The sequence below is a fragment of the Cupriavidus sp. FW216-B1 genome (genome assembly GCF_058789195.1).
Genome location: NZ_JBYTEL010000001.1, coordinates 577332 through 597989 on the forward strand (window position 1 = coordinate 577332; position 20658 = coordinate 597989).

The following is a 20658-nucleotide window of genomic DNA, read 5'->3' on the forward strand; positions in this document are numbered from 1 at the left end:
GGCATGCGGAGCGCTGCTGGCAGTCGGGAGCCGCCTTGTGCGGCCCCCCACGCCGTCACGCCGTCACGCCGGCGACCGCGCCGCGCCGGTTTCCGCCTCGCCGCCGCCGTCCTGCTGTCCCACATCCTGTTCTCCCTCCTGCTCCGCCTCGCGCCGGTGCGCCAGCCGGTACAGCACCGGCAGCACCAGCAGCGTGAGCGCGGTGGACGACAGGATGCCGCCGATCACCACCGTGGCCAGCGGCCGCTGCACTTCCGCGCCGGTGCCGGTGGCGATGGCCATCGGGATAAAGCCGAGCGAGGCCACCAGCGCGGTCATCAGCACCGGGCGCAGCCGCGTGAGGGCGCCGGTGTGGATGGCTTCGTCGAGCGGCTTGCCTTCCTCGCGCAGGCTGCGGATGAACGACAGCATCACCAGCCCGTTGAGCACGGCCACGCCGGACAGGGCGATGAAGCCGACCGCGGCCGAGATCGACAGCGGGATGCCGCGCAGCCACAGCGCGAGGATGCCGCCGGTCAGCGCGAACGGGATGCCGGTGAAGACCAGCAGGCCGTCGCGCACGTTGCCGAACATGGCGAACAGCAGCACGAACACCATCAGCAGCGCCACCGGCACCACGATCTGCAGGCGCGTGGTGGCGGACTGCAGCTGCTCGAAGGTGCCGCCCCAGGTGATCCAGTAGCCGGCCGGGACCTTGACCTGGCGGTCGAGCGCGCTCATGGCCGCGGGGACGAAGCTGCCCACGTCGCTGCCGCGCACGTTGGCGCTGACCACGATGCGGCGCTTGCCGTTCTCGCGCGAGACCTGGTTGGGGCCGGGCGCGAGCGTGAGCGTGGCGATCTCGCCGAGCGGGATGTAGCTCGCCGGCGCGGCCTCGCCGTTGCGCGCGGCGCCGCCGCGCGGCAGCGGGATGGGCAGGCGGCGCAGCGCCTCGACGTCGGCGCGGATGCCTTCGGGCAGGCGCACGCCGATGTTGAAGCGGCGGTCGCCCTGGAAGAAGATGCCCGCGTCGCGCCCGCCCACGGCGATGGCCACGGTGTCCTGCACGTCGGTCATGTTGAGGCCGTAGCGCGCCGCGCGGGCGCGGTCCACGTCCACCGTGAGCACCGGCAGGCCGCTGGTCTGCTCGACCTTGACCTCGGCCGCGCCGGGGATGCCGCGCAGCACGCCGGCGACCTTCTGCGCGGTGTCCTCCAGCACCTGGTTGTCGTCGCCGAAGATCTTGACGGCGACGTCGCTGCGCACGCCGGAGATCAGTTCGTTGAAGCGCAACTGGATCGGCTGCGAGAACTCGTACTTGTTGCCGGGGATGGTTTCCAGTTCGGCCTCCATCTGCGCCAGCAGCTGCTCGCGCGTCTTGCCCGGATCGGGCCACTGCGCGCGCGGCCTGAGCATGATGTAGCCGTCGGACGCATTGGGCGGCATCGGGTCCGAGGCGATCTCGGCGGTGCCGGTGCGGGCGAAGACGCGCTCGATCTCGGGGAATTTCTCCTTGAGCCGGGTCTCGATCTGCTGCTGCATGGCGAGCGACTGCGTCAGGCTGGTGCCCGGGATGCGCAGCGCCTGCACGGCGAAGTCGCCTTCGTTGAGGTTGGGGATGAACTCGCTGCCCAGGCGCGTGGCCACCAGCCCGCTGAGCAGCACGGCCACCGCGGCGAAGGCCAGCACCACCGGCGTGTTGGCCAGGGTCTTGCCGAGCAGCGGCGCGTAGGCGCGCCGGGCCCACAGCATCAGGCGGTTTTCCTTCTCGGCCACCTTGTCGCCGATGAACAGCGCCACTGCCGCCGGCACGAACGTCACCGACAGGATCATCGCGCCGGCCAGCGCCAGCACCACGGTCATGGCCATCGGGTGGAACATCTTGCCCTCCACGCCGGTGAGCGCGAAGATCGGGATGTAGACGATCATGATGATGAACTGGCCGAACACCAGCGCCCGACGCGCCTCCTGCGAGGCCGCGAACACTTCGTGGAAGCGCTCGCCGCGCGTGAGCGGCCTGCCGTGGCGCTGGCGCGCGTGGGCGAGGCGGCGCACGCAGTTCTCGACGATGACCACCGCGCCGTCGATGATGATGCCGAAGTCCAGCGCGCCCAGGCTCATCAGGTTGGCGCTGATCTTGTACGTCACCATGCCGGTGAAGGTAAACAGCATCGACAGCGGGATCACCAGCGCGGTGATCACCGCCGCGCGCAGGTTGCCGAGGAACAGGAACAGGATCACCACGACCAGCGCCGCGCCCTCGATCAGGTTCTTCTTGACGGTGGCGATGGCGCGGTCCACCAGCAGGGTGCGGTCATATACGGTGACGGCCTTGACGCCCGCCGGCAGCGAGCGGTTGATGGCCGCCATGCGCTTGTCCACCGCCTGCGACACGGCCCGGCTGTTCTCGCCGATCAGCATGAAGACGGTGCCCAGCACCACCTCGCGCCCGTTGTCGGTGGCCGCGCCCGTGCGTAGCTCGCGGCCGATGCCGACCTCGGCCAGGTCGCGGATGCGGATCGGCTGGCCCTGCGCGCTGCCGACGATGATCTCGCGGATGTCGTCGACCGACCTGACCTGTCCCGGCGCGCGCACCAGGTACTGCTCGCCGCGCCGCTCGATGTAGCCGGCGCCCACGTTGGCGTTGTTCTTCTCCAGCGCGGCCACCACGTCCTGCAGGCTCAGGCCGTAGGAGGCCAGGCGCTCGGGGCTGGGCGCCACCAGGTATTCCTTGGCGAAGCCGCCGATGGAGTTGATCTCGGTCACGCCGGGCACGGTGCGCAGCTGCGGCTTGATGACCCAGTCCTGGATCTCGCGCAGGTCGGTCGGCGTGTAGGCGCCGCCGTCGGGCTTCCTGGCGCCGTCCTCGGCTTCCACGGTCCACAGGTAGATCTCGCCGAGGCCGGTGGAGATCGGGCCCATCTGCGGCGCCACGCCCGGCGGCAGGTTGCGCGCGGCCTCCTGGATGCGCTGGTTGACCAGCTGGCGCGCGAAGTAGATGTCGGTGCCGTCCTTGAAGATCACCGTGACCTGCGACAGCCCGTAGCGCGACAGCGAGCGGGTCTGCTCCAGCCCGGGCAGGCCGGACATGGCGGTCTCGATCGGGTAGGTCACGCGCTGCTCGGCCTCCAGCGGCGAATAGCCGGGCGCGGCGGTGTTGATCTGCACCTGCACATTGGTGATGTCGGGCACGGCGTCGATCGGCAGCCGGCTGTAGTTGTACGCGCCGAGCGCGGCGATGGCCAGCACGGCCAGCAGCACCAGCCAGCGCTGCGCGATGGCGAAGCGGATCAGTCGTTCGAACATGTCGGTCTCCGCTTAGTGGCTGTGCTCGGCGCCGGCCTTGCCGAGTTCCGCCTTGACCATGAAGCTGTTGCCGGCCACGTACTGCCAGCCGGCCCGCATGCCCTCGGTGATCTCGACCAGCCTGCCGTCGCCGCGCCCGGTCTTGACCGGCTGCGCCAGGAAGCCGCCCGGCACGGCGACGAACACCACCTGCTGGTCGCCGTGGCTCTGCAGCGCCTGCGCGTCGATGGCGACCGGCACCTCGGCGCTGGAATCCGTCACGCCCACGGTGACGAACAGCCCCGGGCGCCAGGCCATCTTGGGGTTGGCCAGGGTCACGCGCGCGGTGGCCGTGCGGGTCTGCTGGCCCAGCAGCGAGCCGACGTAGGAGACCGTGCCTTCGGCCTTGCCGTCGAACGCGGTCGAGGCGATGCGCACCTTCTCGCCCACGCGCACGCGGTCGAGGTCCTTGGGCGCGATCACGAACTCGGCCCACACGGTGCTCAGGTCGGAGATGGTGAAGACGTTGGCGTCGGCGGCCACGGCTTCGCCGAGCGCGAGATGCTTTTCCACCACGGTGCCGTCGAACGGCGCGCGCAGCTCGAAGCGGTTGAGCGCGCGCGCGTTGTCCGTGCCGCCGCCCGCGCTGCCGGACGCGCCGATGGCGGTGAGTTTTTGCGCGGCATTCTGCGTGGCGATGCGGGCTTCCTGCAGCGCGGTGCGCGCGGCCAGGTAGTCCTGCTCGGCGGAGATCTTGTCCTCCCACAGCTTCTTCTCGCGCCGGAAGGTCGTCTCGGCCAGTTCCAGGCGCTTCTGCGCGGCCAGCAGCTCGCTGCGCTGGTCCGACAGCGTGGTGCTGGCCAGCACCGCCAGCAGGTCGCCCTTGCGCACCTGCTGGCCCAGGTTGGCGGACACGCCCTCGACCACGCCGGCCACGCGCGGCACCACGTGCGCGGTGCGGTCTTCGTTGAAGCGGATCTCGCCGGGGAAGGACACGGTGCCTTCGATGCGGGCCGGGCCGGCGCCTTGCAGCGTCAGGCCCGCGCCCTGGATCTGCGCGGGCGTCATCTCGACCAGGCCTTCCTCCTTGCGCAGCTTGATGGCAAGCGGAGCGCTCGCGCCGGGCAGGGTCACGTCGAGGCTGGCTTCGAAGGCGTGCGGCTCGCCGATGGCCGCCGCGCTTTGCAGGTAGGCCTGGGCCGGCGCGAAGGCGAGGCGCTCGCGCTCGCCGGTCAGCCGCCGCAATTCGCCGGCGGCCTTGATGCCGGCGGGCGCGAGCGGCTGGCCCGCGCGCGAGGCCCAGAGCCGCAGGCGCGAGCCGCCTTCGCCGGGGCCGGCTTCGGCCACCAGCACTTCGACGGCGGCGTCGCCCTGCCGGAACAGTTGGCCGCCGTTGGGGCCGGCGGTGCTGTCGTGGTTTTCGCCGTTGCCGTCGCTGTTGCCGTGGGCGGCGGCTTCCGCGTGGGTGTCGCCGCCGTGCGCGCCGGTATCGCTGCCGCGCCCGGCGAAGATCAGCGCCGCGCCGGCCAGCGCGCCGCCGGCGAGGATGACGGCGACGGCGGTTTTCTGCTTTGTGTTGATTGCCATGATGGGGTTCCTTTGGCGCTAGCGGCCGAGAATGCGGTCGATGGTGGTGGCGGCCTGGTAGGCGCTGGCGACCACGCCGAGATAGCGCACGCGCGCCTGGAACCAGGTGCGCTGCGCATCGAGCACGTCGAGGAAATTGAACTTGCCGGCCTCGAAGCCGCGCGTGGCGGCCTCGTAGGCCTGCTGTGCGGCGGGCAGCACGGTGCCGCGCAGCGCCTGCGCCGAGGCGCGCGACACCGTCAGCTGCTGCGCGGCCTGCTGCAGTTCGCCGGACAGGCGCACCTGGGTGGCGCGGTATTCGTCGGCGGCCTTGTCGGCCTGGCGCGTGGCGGCGTAGAGATTGCCCTGGTTGCGGTCGAACAGCGGCAGCGGCAGGGCCACGCCGACCACCGGCATGGTGCCGCGCTGCGCGCCGTTGTCGCGCTTGCTGCCCAGGCTCAGGGTCAGGTCGGGGTACTGGCGGCTGCGCTCCACGCCGATCACGGCCTGGCGCCGCTCGAGTTCGAGCCGGCTGCTGAGCAGTTCGGGGGCGCTGTCGAGCGCCTGCATCAGGCTGGTGGTGTCGGGGCGCGCGGGCAGCGCGTCGAGGTTGCCGGCGGCCTCGCTGAAGCGGGCCTCGCCGCTGCCCCACAGGTTGGCCAGCGACAGGCGCGCGGCGGCCAGCCCGGCCTCGGCGTCGGCCACCTCCAGTTCGGCGTTGGCCTGCTCGACGCGCGCCTTGCTTTCCTCGAGCGGGGCGATCTTGCCGGCCGCCACGCGGCGCGCCGCGGCCTGCGCGCCCTTGGCGGCGATCTCGGCCGCGCCGCGCGCCAGCTTGAGGCGCTCCTGCGCGACGACCACGCCGAAAAAGCCGCCGACCACGGCCGCGCGCAGGCCGGCATGCGCCGCGCCGAGCCGGGACTGCGCCAGCTCGCGCGCCTTCTGCGCAGCGCCGATGCGCGCCGCGCGCTTGCCGCCGAGCTCGATGGGCAGGTTGATCTGCGCGGTGGTGGTGCGGGTGTCGCGGCGGTTGTCCTCGAGCAGGACGGCGACTTCGGGGTTGGGCAGGACGCGGGCCTGCATGATGCCGCCCTCGGCGGCATCGAGCTCATGGCCGGCGGCCGATAGCGTGAAGCTGCGCGCGCTTGCCAGCGCGAGGGCGTCGTCCAGCGTCAGCGGGCCGGCGGCTTCCTCGGCCTGCGGCGCCGGCAGCATGGCGGGCATGGCGGCGGGCGCCGCGCCCTGGGCGGGCACGGCGGGACTGAGCAAAGCTGCCGCCAGCCCGAGCGGCATTACAAGTGTTCTCATCGAATTTCACCGGAAAAAGACCAGGGAAGCTCGGCGAGACGGGAGTCTGGAAAGGAGTGGGGTCGTCTCGCCGGTCAGGCGGACGGCCACTGGGGGCGGTCGGGCGTGGTGCCCGGCGCGGAGAGGAAGGACGGGGCCAGCGCGTGGTAGCTGATCGCTACCCCGAAGTGCGCGCCGGCGCCGGAGAAGTCGGGCAGCACGAGCTGCGCGCCGGCGAAATGGCAGACCGCGCAGTCGAGGTCGGGCAGCTTGGTCTTGCCGCTGCCGTCCTGGCTGTCCTTGTCGCCGGCGGCGCGGTGGTCGGCGGCTTCGCCGTGGTGGGCATGGCTGTGATGGCCGAAATGCCACTTCGCGCCGATCGCGTCGGCGCGGTCCTGCTGGCCGTCATGGCTGCAATAGGCCGCGGCGCCCGCCCAGGCGAACTGGAGCGGCAGCAGGAGCACGAACAGCAGGATCAGGAAACGGCGCATGCGGCGGATTATATAGGCAGCGGCTTTGACCGCGATACGGCCAGGATATGACCAAGATGCGGCCGGGGTCTTGTCCCCTGGCTGGCGGGAATGGCGGGTTTGAGCGGGAAACGTGGCGAGGGTTCCCCGACAGGCCATGCGGCAGGCAATTCACTTCCGGCGCTTGACCCTGTAGCCGCTCCAGGGTCTTAAATGGACGGCAAGCACAACAAAGCAGGGAGCACCGCCATGTCCGACGCCACGCCAGACCACACCGCCGTCCGCGAGCGGGAGGGCGACCGCCATGACCATGCGCACGATCAGACGGAAAACCGTGCGCATGGCCATGCGCATTGCTGCGACCACGACCACGACAGCAACCACGGCCAGGACCATCAGCACGCGCACGATCACGCACATGATCACGCGCAAGGCCAGCCGCACGGCCATGCCAGCGCGTCCGCCTGCTGCGGCGGCGGATGCGCCTCGGCCGGCATGGCGCCCGCGCCCGCCGCCAACGTGCCGGCCGGCGCCGCGATGGCCACCTACCGCATCGACGCGATGGACTGCCCGACCGAGGAAACCCTGATCCGCAACAAGCTCGGCAGCATGGCGGGCGTGGCGGGGCTGCAGTTCAACCTGATGCAGCGCGTGCTGACGGTGCACCACACGCTGGATTCGCTGGACCCGGTGGTGCGCGCCATCGAAAGCCTCGGCATGAAGGCCGAGCCGCTCTCGGAGCAGGCCGCCGAGCTCGCCCCGCAGGCCGCCAGGCCGTGGTGGCCGCTGGCGCTGGCCGGCGCGGCGGCGCTCGGCGCGGAAGCGGTGGGCTGGCTGCAGGTGCCGGGGCAGGACTGGTTGGCGCCGGTGCTGGCGCTGGCGGCGGTCGCCATCGCCGGCCTCGGCGTGTACAAGAAGGGCTGGATCGCGCTGTCCAACGGCAACCTGAACATCAACGCGCTGATGAGCATCGCCGTGACCGGCGCGATGCTGATCCGCCAGTGGCCGGAAGCGGCGATGGTGATGGTGCTGTTCGCGCTGGCCGAGCGCATCGAGGCCGCCTCGCTGGACCGTGCGCGCAACGCCGTGCGCGGCCTGATGGCGATGGCGCCCGAGCAGGCCACGGTGCGGCAGGCCGACGGCAGCTGGCAGGCGGTCGACGCGCGCGCGGTGGCCGTCGGCGCGCTGGTGCGGCTGCGCCCGGGCGAGCGCGTGGCGCTCGACGGCCGCGTGCTGCGCGGCCAGTCCACGCTGGACCAGGCGCCCATCACCGGCGAGAGCGTGCCGGTGGACAAGGGCGTGGGCGACGCGCTGTTCGCCGGCACCATCAACCAGGCCGGCGAACTGGAATACGCAGTGACCGCCGCCGCCAGCGGCTCCACGCTCGCGCGCATCATCCACGCGGTCGAGGCCGCGCAGGGCAGCCGCGCGCCCACGCAGCGCTTCGTCGACCGCTTCGCGCGCGTGTACACGCCGCTGGTCTTCCTCGGCGCGGTGCTGGTGGCGGTGGTGCCGCCGCTGGCGCTGGACGGCGACTGGAGCGCGTGGATCTACAAGGCGCTGGTGCTGCTGGTGATCGCCTGCCCGTGCGCGCTGGTGATCTCCACGCCGGTGACGATCGTCAGCGGCCTGGCCGCGGCGGCGCGGCGCGGCATCCTGATCAAGGGCGGGATCTATCTCGAGCAGGGCAAGGACCTGGCCTGGCTGGCGCTGGACAAGACCGGCACCATCACGCACGGCAAGCCCGCGCAGACCGACTTCCAGCCGCTCGGCGAGATCGCCGCGGGCGGCGCCGCGGCAAGCGCGGCGGCGCGCGCGGTGGCGGCCAGCCTGGCCGGCCGCTCGGACCATCCGGTGTCGATGGCGGTGGCCAGCGCGGCGCGCGCCGAAGGCATCGCGCCGCTGGACGTGCGGGACTTCGCGGCGCTGCCCGGCTACGGCGTGAGCGGCACCGTCAACGGCCGCGCGTATTACCTCGGCAACCACCGCCTGATCCATGACCGCGGGCTGTGCTCGCCCGAGTTGGAGGCCACGCTGGAAGCGCTGGAGCGGCAAGGCAAGACGGTGGTGGTGCTGGGCGCCGACCACGGTGTCGAGGCCCTGTTCGGCGTGGCCGACACGGTCAAGGACCACAGCCGCCAGGCCGTGGCCGAGCTGCACGCGCTGGGCGTGCGCACGCTGATGCTGTCGGGCGACAACCCGCACACGGCGCAGGCCATCGCCGCGCAGGTGCAGATCGACGAGGCGCGCGGCAATCAGTTGCCGCAGGACAAGGCCGATGCCATCGCCGCGCTGAGCGTGAAGGGCGGCGAAGGCGCCGCGGGCGGCGCCGGGCGCGTGGTGGTGGGCATGGTCGGCGACGGCGTCAACGACGCGCCCGCGCTGGCGCGCGCCGACATCGGCTTCGCGATGGGCGCGGCCGGCACCGACACCGCTATCGAGACCGCCGACGTGGCGCTGATGGACGACGACCTGCGCAAGATCCCCACGTTCATCCGGCTGTCGCGGCGCACCTCGGCCATCCTGAAGCAGAACATCGCGCTGGCGCTCGGCATCAAGGTGATCTTCCTCGCGCTGACCGCGGCGGGCCTGGGCACCATGTGGATGGCCGTGTTCGCCGACATGGGCGCGAGCCTGCTGGTGGTGTTCAACGGGCTGCGGCTGGCGAAGGCGGGGCGGGGGTGAGGGATTAGCCAGCCGGGGAATTCGCTTTGCCGCACGGAGTTTCCCCTCTCCCATGAAACGGGAGAGGGGAGCAAACCGATGGCAATGCGGATGCGTTGCCGGTATTCAGGGCTGCACGATCAATTCGCCGCTGCGGCCTTCGATGGCGCCCCACGTGACCGGCGCCAGCGGCAAGGCGGTCCGGTCGAGATGCCGGTAGAGCGTGGCCATCGACACCAGTTCGTGGCCTTGCGCGCGCCAGCCGTCCAGCAGCCGGTTGAACACCGGCGCCAGCTTGCCGCCTTCGAGTTCGGTATGGAGCGTGAAGACGTGGTCGCGCCCGTCGCCGCTCAGGCGCAGCACGGCTTCGTGGACGTTGTCCTCGGTCAGGCCGTCCACGCCGATGAGTTCATCGAGCGTGGGCAGCGTGGTGGGCATCTGCACGTGGCGCAGCGCCACGCCGTCCACGGTGGGGATATACGGCGCGCTGCCGCGCCCGTCGGAGGCGTAGGCCATGCCCCAGTCGTCGATCTGGCGGAACGCTTCGTCGTTCATCTGCCAGCCGGCCGCGCCGTGCGTGGGCGGGGCTTCGCCGAAGATGTCGACGTAGCGGTCGAACGCGCTCTGCATCTGGCGCCGGGTCCAGGCCGCGTCGCGCGCGCGCACGTTGTCCTGCCAGTACACGTGGTCCCAGGTATGGATGCCGCACTCGTGGCCGGCCGCGCGCGCGGCGCGCATCTCGGCAGCGGCCTTGCGGCCGATGTCGGGGCCGGGCAGCAGCACGCCGTACATCAGCGTGCGCAGGCCGTAGTTGGACACCACCGAGGTGCGCGAGACTTTCTGCAGGAAGCCGGGCCGGAACACGCGCCGCAGCGCCCAGCCGGTGTGGTCCGGGCCGAGGCTGAACAGGAAGGTGGCCTCGGCCCGCACGCGGGCCAGCATGGCGAGCAGCGCCGGCACGCCTTCGCGGGTGCCGCGCAGCGTGTCGACGTCGACCTTGAGGGCGATGCGTGCCATCGGCGCGGGCCTCAGTTGGCCGAGTCGACCAGGGTGCGGGCCTCGACGACCTTGCCGCGGTAGGCCTCGAAGATGGCGCGCAGCGCGTCTTCCATGCTGACGGCGGGCTTCCAGCCGAGCTCTTCGACGGTGTTGTCGATCTTGGGCACGCGGTTCTGCACGTCCTGGTAGCCCTTGCCGTAGAAGTCGCCCGAGGACGTCTCGACGATCTGGGTCTGGCGGGCGAGTTCGGCGTATTCCGGGTAGTCGGCGGCCATCTTGAGCATCATCTCGGCGAGTTCGCGCACCGAGTGGATGTTGGCGGGGTTGCCGATGTTGTAGATCTTGCCGGTGGCGATGCCGCTGGGGTTCTCGATGATGCGCATGAGGGCGCTGATGCCGTCGGTGATGTCGGCGAAGGCGCGCTTCTGGGCGCCGCCGTCGACCAGCTTGATCGGCTCGCCGCGCACGATGTGGCCGAGGAACTGGGTGACGACGCGGGAGGAGCCTTCCTTCGATTCGAAGATGGAGTCGAGGCCGGCGCCGATCCAGTTGAACGGGCGGAACAGGGTGTAGTTGAGGCCCTGCTCCATGCCGTAGGCGTGGATGACGCGGTCCATCAGCTGCTTGGAGCAGGCGTAGATCCAGCGGGGCTTGTTGATGGGGCCGCAGATGAGTTCGGAGGTATCGGGGTCGAACTCGTCGTCGTGGCACATGCCGTAGACCTCGGAGGTCGAGGGGAAGACGAGGTGCTTGCCGTACTTGACGGCGGCGCGGACGATGGGGAGGTTGGCCTCGAAGTCGAGCTCGAACACGCGCAGGGGCTGGCGCACGTAGGTGGCCGGGGTGGCGATGGCGACGAGGGGGAGGACGACATCGCATTTGCGGATGTTGTACTCGATCCACTCCTTGTTGATGGTGATGTCGCCCTCGAAAAAGTGCATGTGGGGGTGGTCGATCAGGTCGCCGAGGCGGTCGCTGGCCATGTCCATGCCGTAGACCTCCCACGGCGTGGTTTCGAGAATGCGGCGCGTCAGGTGGTGGCCGATGAAGCCGTTGACGCCAAGAATCAGGACCTTTTTCATCGGTGTTCCTCTTTGGACGATGCGGTAAGAAATGTAGAGAGTGCGTCGGGCGAAACGGCCTGTGCCGGTGCGCCCGCGTCGAATAATTCGCGGATCAGGATCACTTCACCGTCGCCGCACAGGCCGACGATCTGCCCGCCGGCCACGTGCAGGCCGGGCCGGGCGCCCGCCGGCAGGGCGGGCGCGGCGCCGTGCGGGCGGCGCGCCTGCGCCACCACGAAGCGGCGCGCGCCGATGTCGGTGAAGGCGCCGGGGTAGGGCGGCGCCACCGCGCGCACCAGGTCGTAGACCCGGGCGGCATCTTGCTGCCAGTCGATGCGGCCGTCCTCCGGCTTGCGGCCGGAGAAGTAGCTGCCTTCGGCAAGGCGGTTGGGCAGCGGGACGATGTTGCCGGCCATCATGGCCGGCAGCGCGCGCCACAGCGTCTGCTCGGCGGCCACCGTGACCTTCTCGAAGACCTCGCCCGCGGTGTCGTCCGGCAGGATCGGCACGGCGGTCTGGTCGACGATGTAGCCGGCGTCCGGTTTGGCTTCCATCGCGTGCAGCGTGGCGCCGGTCTCGGTCTCGCCGCGCAGCACGGCCCAGTTCACCGGCACGCGGCCGCGGTACTTCGGCAGCAGCGAGCCGTGCATGTTGAACGCGCCGCGCGGCGCCAGCGCCAGCACGGCGGCGGGGATCATCGCGCGGTAGTAGAACGAGAAGATCATGTCCGGGCGCGCCGCGGCCACCGCCTCGGCCAGCGCCGGGTCGGCGGGGTCTTCACCGTAGATGAAGGGCACGCCGAGTTCGGCGGCGGTATCGGCGACGCGGCGGAACCAGATGTTCTCGTCCGGGCGGTCGCGGTGGGTGACGACCAGCGCCACCTCGATGCCACGCGCGTGCAGCACGCGCAGGCAGCGGTCGCCGACGTTGTGGTAGGCGAAGACTACTGCGCGCACGATGGCTCCGTGGCCGGCTGGCCTTTCTGTGTTTCGGGGTTGCCCTCTAGCACCGCCTGGATGCGGTAGCGCGGGCGGTTGCGCACTTCCTGGTAGATGCGGCCGATGTACTCGCCCAGCAGGCCGATGCCGAACAGCATGATGCCGACCAGGAAGAAGTTGAAGGCCAGCAGGGTGAACACGCCCTGCACTTCCGCGCCGAGCAGGAAGCGGCGCACCAGCAGCACCGCCACCAGCCCGCCCGAGGCCAGCGACAGCAGCGTGCCGATGGCCGAGAACCATTGCAGGGGCACGATCGAGAAGCCCGTCACCAGGTCGAAGTTCAGCCGGATGAGCTGGAACAGCGAGTACTTGGATTCGCCGGCGTGGCGCTGCTCGTGCTCGACCACGATCTCGACCGGGTTGGAGGAGAAGGTGTAGGCCAGCGCGGGAATGAAGGTGTTGACCTCGCGGCACGCGTTGATGGTGTCGATCACGTTGCGGTCGTAGGCACGCAGCATGCAGCCCTGGTCGGTCATCTTGATGCGCGTGATGCGCTCGCGCAGCCGGTTCATGGCGCGCGACGCCACGCGGCGGAAGGCCGTGTCGTTGCGCTCGCGGCGGATGGTGCCGACGTAGTCGTGCCCTTCGCGCATGGTCGCCACCAGGCGCGGGATTTCTTCCGGCGGATTCTGCAGGTCGGCGTCCAGCGTGATGACGATCTGGCCGCGGGTCTGCTCGAAGCCGGCCAGGATGGCCATGTGCTGGCCGAAGTTGCCGTTGAACAGCACCACGCGCGTGACGTCCGGGCGCAGCCGGTACTGGCTGGCCAGGATCTGCGCGGAGCGGTCGCGGCTGCCGTCGTTGACGAAGATGATCTCGTAGCTGCAGGCGAGGGCGTCGAGCGCCGGGTAGAGGCGGTCGAACAGGGCCTGCAGGCCGTCTTCCTCGTTATAGACGGGAATGACGACGGAGACCTCGACGGGGCTCATTTGAGGAGGCGTTTGCATGTTTCGCTGAGGGTTGCGCAGACCCGCTCCACGTCGGCGGCCTGCATCGCAGGGAACATCGGCAGGGTGAGGATGCCCTGTCCGATGCGCTCGGCATGGGGCAGCATGCCTTCGCGCCAGCCAAGGGAGCGGTAGTAGGTAAACAGGTGCAGGGCGGGATAGTGCACGCCGGTGCCGATGCCGCGCTCGCGCATGGCGTCCATCACGGCGGTGCGCCCGCCCGCGATGCGCGCGGCCGGCAGCACCACCTGGAACATGTGCCAGTTGGTGGTGGCCAGCTCGCCGTCGCGCGGCAGCGGCAGCTCGATGCCGAGTCCGGCCAGGCCGTGGTCGGCGGCGCTGCGGAAATACGCCTCGGCCAGCTCGGCGCGGCGCGCGGTGACGTGATCCAGGTGCGCCAGTTGCGACAGGCCGATGGCGGCGTTGACGTCGGTCAGGTTGAACTTGCCGCCGGGTTCCTCCACGTCCATGCCGTCCGGGCCGCTGCGGATCACGCCCTGCAGGCGCAGGCGCTCGGCGCGCAGCGCTTCTTCCGGCGAGTTCATCACCAGGCAGCCGCCTTCGACGCTGGTGATGTTCTTGTTGGCCTGGAAGCTGAAGCTCACCAGGTCGCCGAAGGCACCGATGCGCTGGCCGTGCCAGCGCGAGTCGATGGCCTGGGCGGCGTCCTCGATCACGCGCAGGCCGTGCTTGCGCGCGATGGCGTAGAGGCGGTCCATGTCGACCGGCAGGCCCGACAGGTAGACCGGCATGATGGCGCGCGTGCGCGGCGTGATGGCGGCTTCCACGGCGTCGAGGTCGAGGTTGCGCGTGCGCGGGTCGACGTCGACGAAGACCGGCTTGGCGCCCACGGTGACGACCACGTTGGCGGTGGCCACCCAGGTGATCGGCGTGGTGATGACCTCGTCGCCGGGGCCGATGTCGGCGATGCGCAGGGCGATTTCCATCGTCGCCGAGCCGTTGGCGAAGGTGCGCACCGGGCGGCCGCCGAACAGCGCGGACAGCGCGTCCTCGAACGCGTGCATCCTGGGGCCGGACGTGATCCAGCCCGAGGCCAGCACCTTGCCGACCTCGGCGATGGCGTCGGCGTCGATCGACGGCTTGACGAAGGGCAGGAAGGCTTGGGCAGCGGGTGCGGTCATGACGGTCGGGCCTTGCGGTACGTTGGGATGGCGCTCACGAGCGGGCGATCAGGAACACGCCGGCGAGGATGAGCAGGATGCCGGCCACGCGCAGCGGGCCGATCATCTCGCCGAACAGCCACCAGGCCGCCAGCGCGTTCACCACGTAGCCGAGCGACAGCATCGGGTAGGCGATCGAGACGTCCACGCGCGACAGGCCGACGATCCACACGCCCACGCTCACCACGTAGAGCGTCAGCCCGGCCAGCACCGGCCACTGCGTCAGCACGCGCAGCGCGGTGGCAAGCAGCGTGGCGCGCTCCAGCGTGATGGCGCCGATGGCGTTGGTGCCGGCCTTGAGCAGCAGTTGCGCGCAGGCATTGAGCAGCACGCCGGTGAAGATGAATGCGAAGGTGGAAAGCGTCATGGGGCGCGGTTCGGTTCTGGCTGTGCGGAGGGCTGTGCGGCCGCCGGGGTCTGGCCCGGCAGCGGGAAATTGGCCACCGCCACGCGGCGCTTGTCCTGCGCGATCTTGTACATCGGCACGTTGCGCTCCTGCAGCAGGCGGTAGGTCGCGGCGGACATGATCCCCACGGCGCGCTGGCCATCCTGCCATTTTGCAATAAAGGCATCCAGCGTGGGCAGCCATTTCTGCGGCTCCTGCTGGGTGCCGAACTCCAGCTCGTCGGGCCATTCCACCATGATGGTGGTGCGGCGCAGGTAGTACGGCAGGGTGTGGTCCAGCATGCGCACGCCGTAGATCGGCATGTCGTCGGTCAGCACCGCCTCGATGGCGGGCACCATGTCCACGCCAGAGGTCGGCCGGCCCATCACCTCGTGGCCGAGCAGCGCCACCGTGAAGCTGCCGAACAGGCCCACCGCGTAGACCGTGATGCTGACCATCAGGCCCTTGCGGGCCAGCAGCCAGCGCGCGGCGAAGATGGTGACGATCATCAGCGCGAAGGCCGCGCCGACCCACACCGCGAACAGGCGGTACAGCTCGTTGGGGGTGTTGTCGGAATTCAGCGTGGCCACGTAGGGGCTGGCCAGCAGGCCGGCCACCGCGATCGCCAGCATGCCGTTCATCTGGCGGCGCCAGCTGCGGTCGTCGATATGCTGCAGCGCCACGCCGGCGAGCATGCCCAGCGCGGGGAAGATCGGCACGATGTAGCCCGGCAGCTTGGAGCCCGACAGGCTGAAGAACACGAAGATGGCGATGGCCCACACCGCCAGCAGCAGCGCCGGCTGGAACGGCCGGGTGCCGGTGGCGTGCGCCGCCGCGGCGCCGCCGCGCACCACCTGCCACATGCGCGGCGCCAGTCCCAGCCACGGCAGGAAGCCGGCCACCAGCAGCGGCACGAAATACCAGAGCGGGCCCTTGCGCGAGTGCACCGTGGAGGTGTAGCGCTGCCAGTGCTCGTGGATGAAGAAGAAATGGAGGAATTCGGGGTTGCGCTCCGACACCAGCCAGAACCACGGCACCGTGACGATCAGCATCAGCGCGATGCCGCTGGCCAGATGCAGCCGCTTCCACAGGCCGAAGTCGCGTGCGATCAGCGTGTAGATCACCAGCACCAGCCCCGGCAGGGCGATGCCCACCAGGCCCTTGGTCAGGATCGCCACGCCCATCGCCACCCAGCACGCCCACATCCAGTAGCGGCGCGCGGCCGGAGTGGCGGCCGGGTGCTGGGCCAGCAGCATGAACGCCAGCACGCAGGCCATCGCGCCGGACAGCGTCATGTCGAGCGAGTTGAAGTGCGAGGCCACGCTCCACATCGGCGCGGCCACCAGGACCAGGCCGGTCAGCAGGGCGGCGCGGGTGCCGTACCAGCGCGCCGCGGCCTTCATCGACACCACCAGGCCGAGCATGCCGGACAGCGCCACGCACAGCCGCGCCTGCCAGTCGCCCACGCCGAACAGGGTGTACGACAGCGCCGTCACCCACATGTGGAAGGGCGGTTTCTCGAAATACTTGAGCGCGTTGTAGCGGATCGTGACCCAGTCGCCGCTGGCGAACATCTCGCGGGCGATTTCCGCGTAGCGGCCTTCGTCCGAGCGCAGCAGGTGGCGCGCCTCGAGCGTGCCGAACCAGACCAGGAGAATAAGCAGGCTGACCAGGATAATCGCGCCCAGCGGCAGGCCGGCGGATTGCGAAACACCCTGCGCGGTGTTTCGCGAAGCATCTCGCGAGGTCACGGAACTACGCATACATCTCCTGGAAACGGTCGGATGGGCGTCATGGCAATGATGACGGGCGATCCCCGGCGGGGCACGGCATGGCGCCGTGCCGCCGGGTGCGCCGGATCGGCCGTGGGTGTGCCAGTGCATCGCGTGCCGGTGGCCAGCCCGGATCGGGCGGATTCGGGGGCGGCTCGCGTGCAGGAAACACATCACAACGCTGCAGCGGCCGCTTCGGTGGACAACAAGCCGAAGCCATGCCGGCGCAGGCCGCCCGGGCGGTACTCGCCAACGGCAAACCGCGCCCTCTTGTGGCGCGGCGCGCAATGTTAGCACGACCGCCGGGGTTCCCCGCCTGCGGCGGGGGCGGGCGGTGCCCGCGAGGCCTGTCGCGCGCGGCCCGTCAGCCCGGAAGTGGCGCCGCCGGCCCGTTGCGGGCGCCGCGCAGGCGCAGCGCCACGCCGATCAGGAGCACGCCCCAGACCAGCGCCCAGGCCCCGATCAGCCACAGCAGCGCGAGCGCGCCGGCCAGCGGCTGCCACAGCAGCAGGAACGCAAAGACGATGCTGGCCACGCAGGCCAGCACCAGCCACCATTCGTTCGGCATGTCCTTGCGCAGGCGGATGGCGGCCACGATCTGCAGCACGCCGGTGGCCAGCGTCCAGGCCGCGATATACAACAGCAGCGAAAATGCCGTGACCACCGGGCTGAACCACGTCAGCAGCCCCACGCCGAGGCCGAGCAGGCCCTGCAGCGCCAGGATGCCGCGGTCGCTGGCCTCGCGCTGGCTGCCCGAGATGGCCATTGCCAGCGCGGTCACGCCGTCGGCCGCGGCAAAGGCGCCGAACACCAGCACCAGCGCGGCCAGCGTGGCAATGGGCGCGAACAGCGCGCAGATGCCGAACAGCAGCGCGAACGCGCCGCGCAGGCCGACGACCCACCAGAGCTTGGCGTAGTAGTGAAGCATGGAAACTCCCTGACGAACGGCAGGCTGCCGCGGCGGGCATGTGGCCTGCATCGACGAAGACCGACAAGACAAGCCAGCGAAAAAGCGCTACTTTCTAGTGTCCCGATGCCGGAGCCCGCCGAACCGGCGGACGCGGGATCCAGGGCACTTTTCAGGGCACTTGCCAGTACATTGGTCCAGCGCGGGCGCACACGCCTGCCCGCCCTGGCGCGCGGTGCCTTGCCGGGACCAGCGGGGGCGTGAAATCATTCTAGACAGGAATCATGTGAGGACAAAGGCGCAACTGGCCGGGGTGGCCGCCCTGGCGGCGGGACTGCTGGCGCACGGCGGCTCCGCGCTCGCCCAGGCCGCGCCGCAGGGCCAGGCCGCGGCGCAGATGCCGATGGAAGCCGTGGCGCGCTCCGCGGCGTTCCTGTGCGACGCGCCGTGGTTCCGCTCCGGCGCGCGCGTGCAGATGGAAGGCGACGGCGACATGCCCACTTCCATCACCATGACGCTGCGCCACGCCACCAAGAGCGCCGACGGCTGCCGGGCGCAGCTCGAAGTGCGCTCCAAGTCGGCGCTCTCCGCGCTGATGGGGCCGCCGGTCATCATGGACCAGATCCACATGGTCAACATCGAGCGCCGCGCCAGCACGGCCCGGACCAGCATCGAAAGCGAGCATGCCGTGATCAACGCGCAGGGGCGCTATGCCCGCATGTACGGCGAGGCGGCGTTCCGCGGGCAGGGCGTGTTCAACTACGCCGGGCAGGACATCCGGGAAGGCGGCACGCTCGACGGCGAGACCTTCGAGTCCAGCGTCTCGCTGCAGATCTATCCGCTGGGCCGGGACGAAGCCATTGGCAACATGCGCGCGCTCTATGCGTCGATCAACGTCGGCACGCGCCACGTCGGCAAGCGCCAGATGATCGACACCGTGCTGGGCCGCAAGGAATGCATGCCCATCACCTACGAGAAGCGGACCTCGCTGGGGCCGCTGATGGTGGACGAGGAAGTGGTGCAGGTGGAGCCAGCGGTGCTGAACGTCACCGACTGGTACTGCCCGGCGGAGGCCTTCGTCTTGCGCACCGAGGTCCGGCAGCGGGACAAGCAGGACAACAAGGAAAGCAAGGTCGAGCGCATCGACGTGACCGCGCTGGAGCTGGGCGCGCCCTGAGCGCTGCCGCGCGGTCCGCCGTGACCCCGCGCACGGATGCCTGAAAGCATGAAGCCCGCCGGCTGGCGGGCTTCATGCGGTGCGGCCGGCTGCCGCCGGTCAGCTTGCGGCGGCTGCCGAAGCGGCTTTCTTGGTCTTCTTGCTCTTCTTGTGCGATTTCTTGGCGGCCGGTGCCGAGGCATCGCCGGTCAGGTCGGCGCGCGTGCTCTTGTTCGCGCCCTGGGTGTACGGGTCGAACTTGTCGCCGGACTTGGCGCCCTGGGTATACGGGTCGAACTTCTCGCCCGACTTGGCTCCCTGGCTGTACGGGTCGAACTTCTTCCCGCCGGTCTGGGCCTGGGCAGCCACGGAAACGGCGCCGATGCAAAGCGCGATGGCTGTCGCGACGAACTTGTTCATGGTTTCTCCTGGAAAATGCCGCCTCGCGGCGGTTCGAGTGCGCGGAAAAATCGCCGTGGGGAGATGCGCCTTGCCTGAGCCTGGCCGCCCCTGCCGGTTTGTCCGCTCGGGCCCAGTGTCGCCAACATTTCGCCGGCTTGTCAACTTGCGGCGGTCGGCGTTGTATTGCCGGGAACACGGTTGATGCCGGCCTATGGAAAGCCGCTATTGCCGTAGTCGCCGGCTCTTGCTTGCCAGCCGCCGCGAATGTGCGTCGTGCTCCATGCGGAGGGCGCGGCATTGCGGAATTGTGCGTCGCCAGGCGCAAAAAAATCCCGCGAGCCTGCCGGCTGCGGGATTCCTCGGGGGCGGGACGGCCGCGCTTATTCGGTGGCGACGTCGGAAGGGTGCTTCCACGCTTCGCGCACCTGCGCGCTCGGCGCCAGCGCGAGATTGATGCCGCGCGCCCCGATCGGCTGCTGGAACCACTGCTTCTGCAGCGCCACCACCTGCGGGCCGGCAAACACCGAGGCCAGGGTCTGGTCCACCAGCTGTTTCCATTCCGGGTCGGCGCGCGACATCATCAGCGCGTTCTGCTCGGTCGACAGCGCCGGGCCGACGATCACGTACTGCGACGGATCCTTGGCGCGGGCGCGCAGGCCGGCCAGCAGCACGTCGTCCATCACGAAGGCCTGGGCGCGGCCGGATTCGAGCAGCAGGAAGGACTCGCCGTGGTCCTTGGCGTAGACGTCGTGGAAGCCGTACTGGCCCTTGAGGCGGCGCACGTGGCGGTCGCCGGTGGAGCCGGCGCTGGTCACCACGGTCTTGCCGCGCAGGTCGTCGAACGACTGGATGCCCGAATCCGCGCGCACCAGCATGCGCACCGTCGAGATGTAGTGCGACACGCTGAACGCCACCTGCTTCTGGCGCTCCAGCGAATTCGTGTTGGGCGCGCAGTCCAGGTCGACCAGGCCGTTGACCACGGCCGGGATGCGGTTCTGCGGCGTGAGCGGCATCCAGCGCACCTTGATGGCGTTCAGGCCCAGCTTGACGCGCGCGGCCTCGGCGGCGCGCAGGCACAGGTCCACGGCATAACCGGCGGGCTGGCCCTTGTCGTCGGCGAAGGAAAACGGCAGCGCCGATTCGCGGTAGCCGAGCACGATGGTGCCGGTGCTGCGGATCTTGTCGAGCACCGGGCTCGCGCCCTGGGCCAGGGCGGCGTGGGGAGCGGCGGCGATGGCGCTGGCGGCAAGCGCGAGCCCGGCCAGCAGGCGGGAAGCGCGCGCCGCGCCGGCGCGGCGGAGGGTGGCAAACGGCAGCATCGTGGCGAAATTCTCAAAAAAACGAAGGCTACGCGCGTTGCCGCGGTGCACAAAGTACATCTTGGTCATAAGTAAATTCGCCACCGTGAAGGCCAGGCCGGGCTTGGGCTGTCTGGCAGGAATGAGCCGGTCGGCTCGATTTCGGCCCGCTCCGCGCCACGCGTATCACGGTAGGTGGCAGTCATGGGTGTTCCGGGCGATCACGTTGCCGGAACTGCCGGGCGCCCGGCGGCCTGCCGATCTTGAGAGGACTGTGCCGAGGCTGCTAAGATCGCCG

The 20658-nt window shown here is 70.2% G+C and carries 16 protein-coding genes; 2 read left to right on the forward strand and 14 right to left on the reverse strand.

The features are described 5' to 3' along the window. Positions 1 to 63: 63 nt before the first annotated feature. The 4 genes from AC3WXD_RS02460 to czcI all read right to left on the reverse strand — a co-directional run bounded on the left by AC3WXD_RS02460 (position 64) and on the right by czcI (position 6608). Entirely contained in the window at positions 64 to 3285 is a 3222-nt protein-coding gene (locus tag AC3WXD_RS02460) for a CusA/CzcA family heavy metal efflux RND transporter (RefSeq protein ID WP_492322954.1), read from the reverse strand. 12 nt (positions 3286 to 3297) lie between these two features. Next, positions 3298 to 4851, reverse strand: a complete 1554-nt coding sequence (locus AC3WXD_RS02465; RefSeq protein ID WP_492322955.1) for an efflux RND transporter periplasmic adaptor subunit — start codon at positions 4849 to 4851, stop codon at positions 3298 to 3300. 18 nt (positions 4852 to 4869) lie between these two features. Beyond that, entirely contained in the window at positions 4870 to 6138 is a 1269-nt protein-coding gene (locus tag AC3WXD_RS02470) for a TolC family protein (RefSeq protein WP_492322956.1), read from the reverse strand. Positions 6139 to 6212: 74 nt separating this feature from the next. Beyond that, entirely contained in the window at positions 6213 to 6608 is a 396-nt protein-coding gene (gene czcI / locus AC3WXD_RS02475; protein ID WP_020204869.1) for a cation efflux protein, CzcI family, read from the reverse strand. A gap of 228 nt (positions 6609 to 6836) precedes the next feature. Between czcI and AC3WXD_RS02480 the strand changes: the two genes are divergently transcribed. Beyond that, the gene (locus tag AC3WXD_RS02480) at positions 6837 to 9272 is read left to right on the forward strand and encodes a heavy metal translocating P-type ATPase (RefSeq protein ID WP_492322957.1); all 2436 of its coding nucleotides are present in this window, start codon (positions 6837 to 6839) and stop codon (positions 9270 to 9272) included. Between the two features lie 105 nt (positions 9273 to 9377). On the opposite strand, the gene AC3WXD_RS02485 is transcribed toward AC3WXD_RS02480, so the two are convergent. The 8 genes from AC3WXD_RS02485 to AC3WXD_RS02520 all read right to left on the reverse strand — a co-directional run bounded on the left by AC3WXD_RS02485 (position 9378) and on the right by AC3WXD_RS02520 (position 17525). Continuing rightward, positions 9378 to 10268 (reverse strand): polysaccharide deacetylase family protein, encoded by an 891-nt coding sequence (locus AC3WXD_RS02485; RefSeq protein ID WP_059411779.1) that lies wholly within the window; start codon positions 10266 to 10268, stop codon positions 9378 to 9380. A gap of 11 nt (positions 10269 to 10279) precedes the next feature. Then, positions 10280 to 11332: a bifunctional UDP-4-keto-pentose/UDP-xylose synthase gene (locus AC3WXD_RS02490; protein WP_492322958.1), complete on the reverse strand. Its 1053-nt coding sequence runs from the start codon at positions 11330 to 11332 to the stop codon at positions 10280 to 10282. Continuing rightward, a complete protein-coding gene (locus tag AC3WXD_RS02495) occupies positions 11329 to 12270 on the reverse strand; it encodes a formyltransferase (RefSeq protein WP_492322959.1) in 942 nt (313 codons plus the stop codon). Before AC3WXD_RS02495 ends, AC3WXD_RS02490 begins: the two co-directional genes overlap by 4 nt. Then, positions 12258 to 13259, reverse strand: coding sequence for a glycosyltransferase (locus tag AC3WXD_RS02500; protein ID WP_029044451.1), 1002 nt, complete (start codon positions 13257 to 13259; stop codon positions 12258 to 12260). The genes AC3WXD_RS02495 and AC3WXD_RS02500 overlap by 13 nt, the downstream gene beginning before the upstream one ends. Next, complete coding sequence (locus tag AC3WXD_RS02505) at positions 13238 to 14401, reverse strand: DegT/DnrJ/EryC1/StrS family aminotransferase (protein ID WP_492322960.1); 1164 nt, start codon at positions 14399 to 14401, stop codon at positions 13238 to 13240. The genes AC3WXD_RS02500 and AC3WXD_RS02505 overlap by 22 nt, the downstream gene beginning before the upstream one ends. 34 nt (positions 14402 to 14435) lie before the next feature. Continuing rightward, positions 14436 to 14807 carry a DMT family transporter gene (locus AC3WXD_RS02510; protein ID WP_454733189.1) on the reverse strand — a complete coding sequence of 124 codons (372 nt, stop codon included), beginning with the start codon at positions 14805 to 14807 and terminating at the stop codon, positions 14436 to 14438. Next, a complete protein-coding gene (locus AC3WXD_RS02515; RefSeq protein ID WP_492322961.1) occupies positions 14804 to 16588 on the reverse strand; it encodes a glycosyltransferase family 39 protein in 1785 nt (594 codons plus the stop codon). The genes AC3WXD_RS02510 and AC3WXD_RS02515 overlap by 4 nt, the downstream gene beginning before the upstream one ends. Before the next feature lie 373 nt (positions 16589 to 16961). Then, positions 16962 to 17525, reverse strand: a complete 564-nt coding sequence (locus tag AC3WXD_RS02520; protein WP_492322962.1) for an HdeD family acid-resistance protein — start codon at positions 17523 to 17525, stop codon at positions 16962 to 16964. Positions 17526 to 17790: 265 nt separating this feature from the next. On the opposite strand from AC3WXD_RS02520, the gene AC3WXD_RS02525 reads away from it, so the two are divergent. Further along, positions 17791 to 18681 carry a hypothetical protein gene (locus AC3WXD_RS02525; RefSeq protein WP_059411773.1) on the forward strand — a complete coding sequence of 297 codons (891 nt, stop codon included), beginning with the start codon at positions 17791 to 17793 and terminating at the stop codon, positions 18679 to 18681. Positions 18682 to 18780: 99 nt separating this feature from the next. Here the strand turns inward: AC3WXD_RS02525 and AC3WXD_RS02530 are convergent, their stop codons facing one another. Together AC3WXD_RS02530 and AC3WXD_RS02535 are read right to left on the reverse strand one after the other, a co-directional pair. Then, positions 18781 to 19080, reverse strand: a complete 300-nt coding sequence (locus AC3WXD_RS02530) for an amino acid ABC transporter permease (protein WP_492322963.1) — start codon at positions 19078 to 19080, stop codon at positions 18781 to 18783. A gap of 362 nt (positions 19081 to 19442) precedes the next feature. Beyond that, a complete protein-coding gene (locus AC3WXD_RS02535; RefSeq protein ID WP_492322964.1) occupies positions 19443 to 20381 on the reverse strand; it encodes an amino acid ABC transporter substrate-binding protein in 939 nt (312 codons plus the stop codon). Positions 20382 to 20658: the final 277 nt, after the last annotated feature.

What these genes read in the sequence shown, in the direction of transcription:
- AC3WXD_RS02460 (WP_492322954.1), bottom strand. Translation starts at nt 3,285, where the DNA reads ATGTTCGAACGACTGATCCGCTTCGCCATCGCGCAGCGCTGGCTGGTG.
- AC3WXD_RS02465 (WP_492322955.1), bottom strand. Translation starts at nt 4,851, where the DNA reads ATGGCAATCAACACAAAGCAGAAAACCGCCGTCGCCGTCATCCTCGCC.
- AC3WXD_RS02470 (WP_492322956.1), bottom strand. Translation starts at nt 6,138, where the DNA reads ATGAGAACACTTGTAATGCCGCTCGGGCTGGCGGCAGCTTTGCTCAGT.
- czcI (WP_020204869.1), bottom strand. Translation starts at nt 6,608, where the DNA reads ATGCGCCGTTTCCTGATCCTGCTGTTCGTGCTCCTGCTGCCGCTCCAG.
- AC3WXD_RS02480 (WP_492322957.1), top strand. Translation starts at nt 6,837, where the DNA reads ATGTCCGACGCCACGCCAGACCACACCGCCGTCCGCGAGCGGGAGGGC.
- AC3WXD_RS02485 (WP_059411779.1), bottom strand. Translation starts at nt 10,268, where the DNA reads ATGGCACGCATCGCCCTCAAGGTCGACGTCGACACGCTGCGCGGCACC.
- AC3WXD_RS02490 (WP_492322958.1), bottom strand. Translation starts at nt 11,332, where the DNA reads ATGAAAAAGGTCCTGATTCTTGGCGTCAACGGCTTCATCGGCCACCAC.
- AC3WXD_RS02500 (WP_029044451.1), bottom strand. Translation starts at nt 13,259, where the DNA reads ATGCAAACGCCTCCTCAAATGAGCCCCGTCGAGGTCTCCGTCGTCATT.
- AC3WXD_RS02505 (WP_492322960.1), bottom strand. Translation starts at nt 14,401, where the DNA reads ATGACCGCACCCGCTGCCCAAGCCTTCCTGCCCTTCGTCAAGCCGTCG.
- AC3WXD_RS02510 (WP_454733189.1), bottom strand. Translation starts at nt 14,807, where the DNA reads ATGACGCTTTCCACCTTCGCATTCATCTTCACCGGCGTGCTGCTCAAT.
- AC3WXD_RS02515 (WP_492322961.1), bottom strand. Translation starts at nt 16,588, where the DNA reads ATGCGTAGTTCCGTGACCTCGCGAGATGCTTCGCGAAACACCGCGCAG.
- AC3WXD_RS02520 (WP_492322962.1), bottom strand. Translation starts at nt 17,525, where the DNA reads ATGCTTCACTACTACGCCAAGCTCTGGTGGGTCGTCGGCCTGCGCGGC.
- AC3WXD_RS02530 (WP_492322963.1), bottom strand. Translation starts at nt 19,080, where the DNA reads ATGAACAAGTTCGTCGCGACAGCCATCGCGCTTTGCATCGGCGCCGTT.
- AC3WXD_RS02535 (WP_492322964.1), bottom strand. Translation starts at nt 20,381, where the DNA reads ATGCTGCCGTTTGCCACCCTCCGCCGCGCCGGCGCGGCGCGCGCTTCC.